The organism is uncultured Thiodictyon sp. (genome assembly GCF_903946935.1).
Taxonomy (GTDB): Bacteria; Pseudomonadota; Gammaproteobacteria; order Chromatiales; family Chromatiaceae; genus Thiodictyon.
In genome coordinates, this window is the sequence record NZ_CAJAXH010000154.1 from 18,912 (window position 1) to 27,250 (window position 8,339).

The following is an 8,339-nucleotide window of genomic DNA, read 5'->3' on the forward strand; positions in this document are numbered from 1 at the left end:
CACCGTCGCAGTCAGCGCGGCGACGCGCGCCCACAACGTCCCGACCTGGGCGTCTTTCTAAGTAGTGCTCAGGCACGTCAGGCCTGACGGGGGGTTCCTTAGTCGCGATTTTCCGCTTCAACGCCGGGTAGTCAAGAAAGACCAGCGAGGCGGCTCCACGGGATCTAAGTAGTCACAAGAACGCAATTTATTTCAGAAATTCATGAGCCATATTTCTTATTTATTTCCGATGCTTACGTTACTTTTCTTGCGAACGGTCAAGTTGACCGCTGCAGACGCCTGCGGATGGCTGCACGGAGAATTTGCGACTGCACCCCCTCTGCCAGGGGGTCCTGTCGTCGTATGCGCGCAACCAGCTCGTCCAATAGATCGCTTTCGCTCAACCCAAGCAGCACTTGGTCCGAACATTCCGGCACGAAGGTGCTCTCCCCTACTCCTACGGTCGTCAGCGCGGGATCCGTCTCGTTGAGATCCCGCAAAGCCTCCCGCACCCAACGGCTCTTCCCTTTACCACCGTACTCTTTGGTCGCTACATCCCGAAGTCCGTCTCGCATGACACGCGTCATTCGCACCGTCGTCTTCACACGCGCTTCTCCATCTCAACCAGAAACTCCTTCCATGCCTTCGACACAGCTCGGTAATCCGACCATTCCAGTTGCGGCAGATGGTCCTCACCCAAGATAATCTGCATGATCTCCCGTACAACTCCCGCCTTTGCCGTCGCTCCCAGCGTCACCTTGGTTACGGGGCGCCCACGCATCCGCTCCGCAGTTGGCTTCCGCACCTTCTCCAGCTCCGCAAGCGCCCGCTCCCAAGTCAATCCCTTTGCAAGCAACGTCAGAACCAAGCTGCGTTGCTCGTCGTCTTGAATCGCCGACGCCGATGCTGCCACCAGGAGATCCTTAATGGTTCCAGCAAAAACCGCTTGGCGCACATCGGCCGGGCCCCGCGCTACTTGGAGGTATCTCCTGGCACTGCGTTCCGCCATTCCCAATAGGTTACCTAACCGCTCACCGGTCGCGTCCCCTTCCTCGGAGAGCTCGTCGAGGACACCCATGACATTACGCATACGCGCAGCCAGATCCAGGTCGTCCCGATGCATATTTTCGACAAGCTGCAGCGTCCGAATTCGCGCCGGCCGCTGATCAGAGATCCACGCAGGAAGGTGCTTCATACCCGCCAAACGTGCCGCCCAATATCGCCGCTCTCCGTAGGCGATGCGGTACATGTTACCGTGCCGAAATACCCGGATCGGCTGGAGGACGCCGCTCTCCAACATGGAATCAGCCAAATCTCTCAGACGCAAAAGGATCTTCAGCCTGGGCGACTCCGCATCCGACACCCTAGCACCAGTGACCGCCTCAGCATCCAGCAACCAGGAAAACTCCTCTTCACTAAGTAACAACTGCCGAGGGTTATCGGGATCAGGTTCGATCTTCTCAACATCCAGCGTATCTACATGAAAGGCGCCCGCCTCAGCACTGCCGCGCCGCACGGTGTCCCCAATAGCATCAGTAATAGCGGAGGACCCGAATCGAAATTTCTTAGGAGGGTTCGCCATGCTCATGCCACTCCCAATCCACTCAGAGATCTTTCGACGTACTCGCACATCTCAATCGCCTCTTGGCGCGCTGGATCCCTTTCCGCAAGGTCAAAAATACTCTTCGGTCGCGCTTCCGCATGGTCAGACTCCGCAAACGCGATCCGCTGGTGAAGAATAACCGGAGACAGGAGACTAGCCACCGCAGCATCCTTGCGTAGCGAATCCAAGATTCCTTCATGCAAGGCAACCTTGCGGAACAGATTCGGCTGGATTGCGGCGATCTTGAGCGGCGCCCGTCCGGCATCGCGGCTGTGCATCTCTTGCCTCCAAAGCTGCAGCATGCCAAAAAGACCCTCAATGGGCTGCGGCTCGAGCGTCGTCGGGATGATTACATGAGTAGCAGCCCGCATGGCGCTAATCGTTAGAGGCCCCTTAGCTGGCGCAGTATCCACTAAGACAATATCGTAGGACTGGCGGACCTCCGCCAACGACAGGAAGGCGTAGAGCCGATCGTGAACTCGCTCCCGCACATCATCGACTCTGACAAGCTCAATCTCGCGCAACCGCGGACCATGCCCAGGCAACGCATCCAAACCGTCGATCCGTGTAGGATACGGGTAGACCTCCCCGTTGAAGTAAATGTCCGCACTGGAACTGCGGCCAGACCAACCGCTATCGTCGTCATGAAACATCGGATGGAGCGGAGGAAGAACGCCGTCCGGGTCCGCCGCGTCATACTCCATATCAACGAACCGACGAGACAGGTTGCATTGGGCGTCCAGATCAACAGCCAACACCCGGCGACCTCTCCGGGCAAAATACTCGGCTAGAACCCGCGTGACAGTCGTCTTCCCTACGCCGCCTTTATTTTGGACAACTGCAATCACGTGCACGAGGCACCCCGCTAAATTTTTGACCAACACAGTAGTGTGTAGAGCAAAAATAACACTGTATTGCTTTTTCAGCCAGGGTAAACTATCATTTTCCCACATCTTAGATTCTGTTTATCTCCCTACACTCTGACTACATTCTTGTTTTTGTATCCGGTCCGCTAACTTCAAGACCTGTTTAGCGACCGCAATCCACAAGTACGGAACCCATGTCTTCAGATCCAAGCGTCATCGACGACACCGACCAAAGTCGCGGAGCAAGCCTCGCCAAGACTTTATCCCGCTTGGAGCAACGGATCGCTGAGCGGGCTCCGAAGACTTTTCAAAGCCGTCCCCAACCGGATACAGACTTAAACAACCTGGTCCAACTACCGCTGTGGCCCGACCAGCGCCGTGGGGTTCCCAACGACCTTGTTCGCGGAGCGCTGTTCACGGTTGGAAACGTCCGTATCAAACGCAGCTTCCTTCGAAATACCGTTGTCGCCACGCTTTCCGGCATCGAAATCCGCTACACCGGCGAAGAGCTCCGCCAGGACGATCAGGACGTCTTCCTCCAGATCGTGCACCTCGCCCGCCTCGTGCCACTCGGTACCCCAGTGAGGTTCACGGCACACGCGATGCTTAAGGCGCTAAAATGGAACCCGAACGTTCGGTCATACACGCGCCTGCGTGATACCGTTGCTAGGCTCAAGGCCACTGGCCTTGAAGTGCGGGGCGACAAACGCGGGTACGCAGGCTCGCTGATCCGGGATTTTTTTTGGAAGGACGATTCGACTGGAGAGAGTTCAAGGGAATGGGCTGTTCGCCTGGAGCCCGAGATTGCGGCGCTATTCGGCCATGTCGCCTACAGCCAAATCGAGTGGGGGCAGCGCCTCGCTTTGGGTCACTTGGCCAAATGGCTCCACTCCTTCTACCATACCCATAGAAAGCCATTACCGATCAAAGTCGACACGATCCGCAAGTTGTGCGGGTCAGCCACGAAAGATCTATCAAAATTTAGGCAGCTTCTCAGAGATGCACTCCAGGAACTGCGGTCGGTAGAGTTTCTAAGCGATTTCACTATTGATTCAGAAAGGGATCTTGTTCGCGTGGTCCGCACAGCGAACGACGAGTAGAACTTGTGGCTCACTTTGTTTCAGTCACCAAGCCACCTTGAAGTGTAGGCGAAAGCACGGAACGTTCACCAGCCCTGCAGCCGACTCCAAAGGTGTTAAGGCCCTTGCCGATGTAACCCGACGAGCGTTGGGTACCGGATCAGCTTTCGATGTCGCCAGGGTGTTTGTTTCGTTGCACAGCACACGATTCAGACGACTGGAACGGTAAGGGGCATACCAGACCGTCTTCAACCCCTCTCGTCGGGTCCATAAGACAAGATCTAGCGCAGGGGCAACACCTTCCGCGCACCGTCCATAGTCCGCTACCACATCGGCAGATTTCATCCCACTCCACCAGCTGCTCGCGAACAAACGGCGCGTGGATTTTCAACCCCTGCTTACTTGCTCTCGTGGCATTGGAATAGTCCGCCATGCCGACCCCACGGAATCAGTCTCTTGCATCCGTCTCCAACCATTGTACGAAGGGGCAATAGATTCCTGTGCCCCATGCTAAGCCGCTTCGACAGGTGACATCGCGCCTCCCGCTTCGTGCAACGAAGTAGATTCCATCCGATAAACCAGCTAAAAAACCTCACGTAGAGCAAATCTACGATTTCGTGTATGCCTTACATGACTCCACTTACCAAGGAACATCGTGCAATCAGGTAGACCGCTCGCAGAAGCCGAAACGTCTTTCCTCGCCACCCTACCTCCTCGATCGATCGTGCAACGAAGTAGCCTCCCACGAGATGGCAGGCATCGCGAACTAGATTTTCTTCTTTCTCAATGGTTCGCGCATGAAGGCAACGAAACCCGGGAAACGTTATGCCGATTTTCCACAAATCCGTGAATATACCGCGGTCCCCCGGGGACCTGGCCACTTTTCCGAACCAGAAAGCGACAGGTTAAGGTGAACCCAGCCCAAGAACGGCCGTGTCCGGCGAAGTCTTGACGCGTCTTAGCGTACACAATCAAGGCAACGAAGATTCGTGCAAAGCGGTAGATTCCTGCAGGTCGGTCCTACCCCGACGGATACTGATCGCACCTCAGTCAAATCCTCACCGATCATGCCTCCATTGTTAGCCATAACCTATCATGCATTGAAGTAGGATAGGATCACGGCAACCAGCACTCCCGGCAGGTGCTTGACGACTATCGCCAAGACCTAAAATTCGTCGTTACCCTGGTGTTTCCGCAGATTTCGAACATGTTCGTGAAGATGTTGCTCAGGTGACTGATCTAGCACTAACCACTTGTCTTAAAATATCTTTTCTTGAAACGATCTGTCTCGTAGCGTTTACCTCCTTCAGCGATCTATCATCTAGGCCACATACAAACAAGCTCAACCAAAATTTCCTAAACCGGCTCCCGTTCTGCACCGGACGCTCGTGTAATGTGGTAGGCGAATACGGCAAGATCGCACACATACTGACTTCTTTTATCCGTATTTCTAAATCGTTTACGGGTCCCATGCTCATGCAAAGAAGTAGGTCCACAACCACCGCCCAGAAAGCAACGCCACACTAATTGAAGACGGAACGTGTAGAAAACATATCGCATCGTGCAAAGAGGTAGACCTTTCGTGCAACGAGGTAGGCCAAGACGTGCAAAGGGGTAGGGCACTTCGTGCAACGTGGTCGGTCGTTTCGTGCAATGAAGTCGCAGTCAACAGGCGTTTATCGTTTTTTTACTTTTTTTACAATGTCTTAAAAGCACAGCTTAAAAGTATAATCCTTTTCTAATCTTTCCCTTAATCATGTATTAAGAATTTTTCCATAATATTTAGACGCTTGATAGACCTTCTGGGAGTACTGCTGAAGCTCGTGTAGCGGTGCTAGGTTATCCAGCTTGGAACGCAAGTCTGGAGACTTTCACCATGGAACCGGCAGTACCGAACACGGACATGCGACCTCTTACCGAAACAAATTCGCCAAGAGCAGAATGGGTACGTGAGGAACGATTGCCGACGGGAGAGGGAGGGCGCGTTGCCCTGTCGCACCAGCGACTGCCGAAAACGGGTTGAAGGAATCGGCTTGTGTGCCTGTAGCGTGGTCGCTGCATCTAAAACACTATATTTACTGAGTCTATTTATATCCCTAACTGCCAGCCTGTGAATCGACAGATCGTGCTGCGCTCGCGCCCAGTCGGGGCCCCGACGGCTGCCAACCTTGAGTTGGTTGAAGTTGAGCTTCGCTTCCGGTGGTCGGTGGCACGGCTTCACGGGTCGCCACGTCGCGCCACCCGGATTTTCAGGCGGGTGACCTGGTGCGCGCCTACAGCGGCTGGCAAGACTATGCCTTGAGTGACGGCGCCGACCTACGCCAGTTGGATCGGGCCATGCCCGAGCCGTCGCTCGCCTTGGGGGTGTTGGGGATGCCGGGTTTTACGGCCTATATGGGCTTGCTCGATATCGGTCAACCGCAAGCGGGGGAGACGGTCGTCGTCGCCGCGGCCAGTGGCGCCGTCGGCTCCGTGGTTGGCCAGATCGCCAAACACCGCGGCTGTCATGTGGTCGGCATCGCCGGGGGTGCTGAGAAGTGTCGCTTCGTGGTCGATACCCTGGGCTTCGATGCCTGCGTCGATCATCGCGGTGCCGATCTCGCGGCGCAGCTGGCCGCCGCCTGCCCGCATGGCATTGATGTGTACTTTGAGAGCGTCGGCGGCGCGGTCTTCGATGCCGTGCTCCCGTTACTCAATACCCGCGCCCGGATCCCCCTGTGCGGGTTGATTGCCCACTACAACGACACCGACCTGCCGCCCGGCCCCGATCGCCTGGGGCTTCTGACCCGCACCCTGCTCATCAAACGCATCAAGATGCAGGGCTTCATTATTTTCGACGACTACGGCCATCGCTACGACGAGTTCGCCAGCCAGATGCGTGCCTGGGTCCAAGCGGGCACGGTCAAGTTCCGCGAAGACCGGGTCGATGGCCTCGAACACGCCCCACAGGCCTTCATCGGCCAGCTTGAAGGCAAGAACTTCGGCAAGCTGGTGATCCGTGTTGCCAACGACCAACCCTGATCGGCAGCGCCCAGGGCGTGGAGCAGTGCGTCCGCCTGCGGGTCCTGGGTCACGTGCGCGGCCGGGTCGCCGCCGGTGACGGTGACGGTGGCCGCGTCGGGGCAGGGGCGTTTGATCCCCTTGCGAACTGGCTAGCGACCAACCGTGCAGGGCGACCACGACGTCCTGTTTGGTGTCCAGTCCTTGGCGGTGAAGCGGTAGGCGAGGGGCCTGGGCGGTGCGGGGTTACCCTCGCGCGCGTCGCATCCCGCGAAGCGCAAGCCTTCAGGTCAACTCCAGCCATGGGCGGCGAGACGCCCCATTCTGCAGCGTCGATGGGGCCGTTCCAGAGGGCGCCGGTGCGGGTGACCTACCGGGTCTCCACGAAACCCATCCCGGTGCCGGCGGAAAACCGGTAGCGGTGACGCACCTCGACGCGCTCCTGGGGGGCCAACGTGATGTCGAAGGCGTGGACGCGTCCGATACCGTGTGCGAGTCCGGGCCAGGGTCGCTGTTCGATCGGGCGGGTCTCGACCGGCTGGCCGCGCACCAGGGTGGTCAGGTCGCGAAACGGCGGGGCGATATCAATGCCGGTGACCGTGCCGTTCGTCGCGGATTGCGGACCATCGCGATCCGTTCGACCGGATGTTCGTCGCTCAGGCCCGCGCCCAGGCCCTGACCCTGATCACACGCGACCCAGAGATCGCCAAGTACGATGTCGCGCTTCTGAGATGCTGAGTCCGTCGACGGCCGCCGCGCCATGCTCGCCCGGTGATTGCGTTCGTCCGCGGGATGATCAGCGTCACCTCCACCAACAGGGATAAGGCCATCGGGACCAGCGCCTTGTCACAATTTTCCTTCGCAGATGCTGACGGCGGGGTAGGGCGCAGGCCAGTCCATTCTGACTGATGGCGACGGCGCGGTATCCAGTCGTCCCCATCAGGCGCTGACTCGGGGGGCGCGACCAGGTGAGGGAGGGCGGTCGTTCCCGTCGTGGGCGAACCTCGCTCAGTCCGCTGTCGCACGCGCCGCGGCGGCCGGCGCGTCCTGAGCCAGTGCTTGCTCAATGCGGTAGCGCTCGTACCCATCCGCGCGCTCAATATAGCGCATGGTCCAAAGAACCGGTTGCGGAAATCAGAGTTCGGCTTTCCTAGGCGCTGGCGGGTCTGTCAGACCGCGACTGACCTGGAAGCCGCGCATGACCACCGACCGTCGGTGCAAGCGCCAACGGGCCCATTGGCCGGATCAGGCGTCGGTCAAGGATCGAGTGACCTTCCTGGAAGACCAGAAAATGCTGCACGAGGCCTGGAAGGCGGACATGGCCGCACTGATCGAGGGACAGAACGCAGCGCTGCAACAGGTGGTGATGCAGACCGTCGCGCTGCTGCGGGCTCAGGGGCCAGCCGCGGGGACGGCGTCGCCAGGGTCGGCTGCTGGTCAACAGGCCCCAGCACGGGCCGGGCCGGTGAGCGCATGGGCCTGGATCTGGGGCGGGATGCTGTTGGGGACCGGCGCGATCGTGGTCCTGATCATGGCCATGGTGGTCTGGGTGCAGGTCGTGGGGCGGTAAGCGAGACGATCGGACGTGAAGAAAGACGCGGCAGATCGCGTCACGAGGCGACCTTTGCCCCGCGAACGCTGATGGCAGACGAAAACCTATCACCGCAGTCGGAAATACCCATTGGAGGCCCGACGGCGCGGTCTGTATCTTCGCAACCGTCGGCACAGCAAAGGGTCGTTGGATCGCTCCCCCCGGTACAACAGGCGTCGCAGTGTGCTGAACGATAACGGTAAACGAGATAGCTCAACCAA

6 protein-coding genes are annotated in these 8,339 nt (G+C 58.2%); 3 read left to right on the forward strand and 3 right to left on the reverse strand.

Going from position 1 to position 8,339, the window contains the following annotated elements; all coding sequences use genetic code 11:
• Positions 1-580: 580 nt before the first annotated feature.
• Both QZX93_RS13860 and QZX93_RS13865 read right to left on the reverse strand, forming a co-directional pair.
• Complete coding sequence (locus tag QZX93_RS13860) at positions 581-1,567, reverse strand: ParB/RepB/Spo0J family partition protein (protein WP_295386010.1); 987 nt, start codon at positions 1,565-1,567, stop codon at positions 581-583.
• Positions 1,564-2,535: a ParA family protein gene (locus QZX93_RS13865; protein WP_295386012.1), complete on the reverse strand. Its 972-nt coding sequence runs from the start codon at positions 2,533-2,535 to the stop codon at positions 1,564-1,566. Before QZX93_RS13865 ends, QZX93_RS13860 begins: the two co-directional genes overlap by 4 nt.
• A 107-nt stretch (positions 2,536-2,642) precedes the next feature.
• Between QZX93_RS13865 and trfA the strand changes: the two genes are divergently transcribed.
• Positions 2,643-3,548, forward strand: coding sequence for a plasmid replication initiator TrfA (trfA, locus tag QZX93_RS13870; protein ID WP_295386013.1), 906 nt, complete (start codon positions 2,643-2,645; stop codon positions 3,546-3,548).
• Between the two features lie 2,178 nt (positions 3,549-5,726).
• Positions 5,727-6,548 (forward strand): zinc-binding dehydrogenase, encoded by an 822-nt coding sequence (locus QZX93_RS13875; protein ID WP_295394689.1) that lies wholly within the window; start codon positions 5,727-5,729, stop codon positions 6,546-6,548.
• A gap of 349 nt (positions 6,549-6,897) precedes the next feature.
• Here the strand turns inward: QZX93_RS13875 and QZX93_RS13880 are convergent, their stop codons facing one another.
• Complete coding sequence (locus QZX93_RS13880) at positions 6,898-7,077, reverse strand: hypothetical protein (RefSeq protein WP_295393270.1); 180 nt, start codon at positions 7,075-7,077, stop codon at positions 6,898-6,900.
• Positions 7,078-7,725: 648 nt separating this feature from the next.
• On the opposite strand from QZX93_RS13880, the gene QZX93_RS13885 reads away from it, so the two are divergent.
• Positions 7,726-8,097, forward strand: coding sequence for a hypothetical protein (locus tag QZX93_RS13885; protein WP_295393271.1), 372 nt, complete (start codon positions 7,726-7,728; stop codon positions 8,095-8,097).
• Positions 8,098-8,339: the final 242 nt, after the last annotated feature.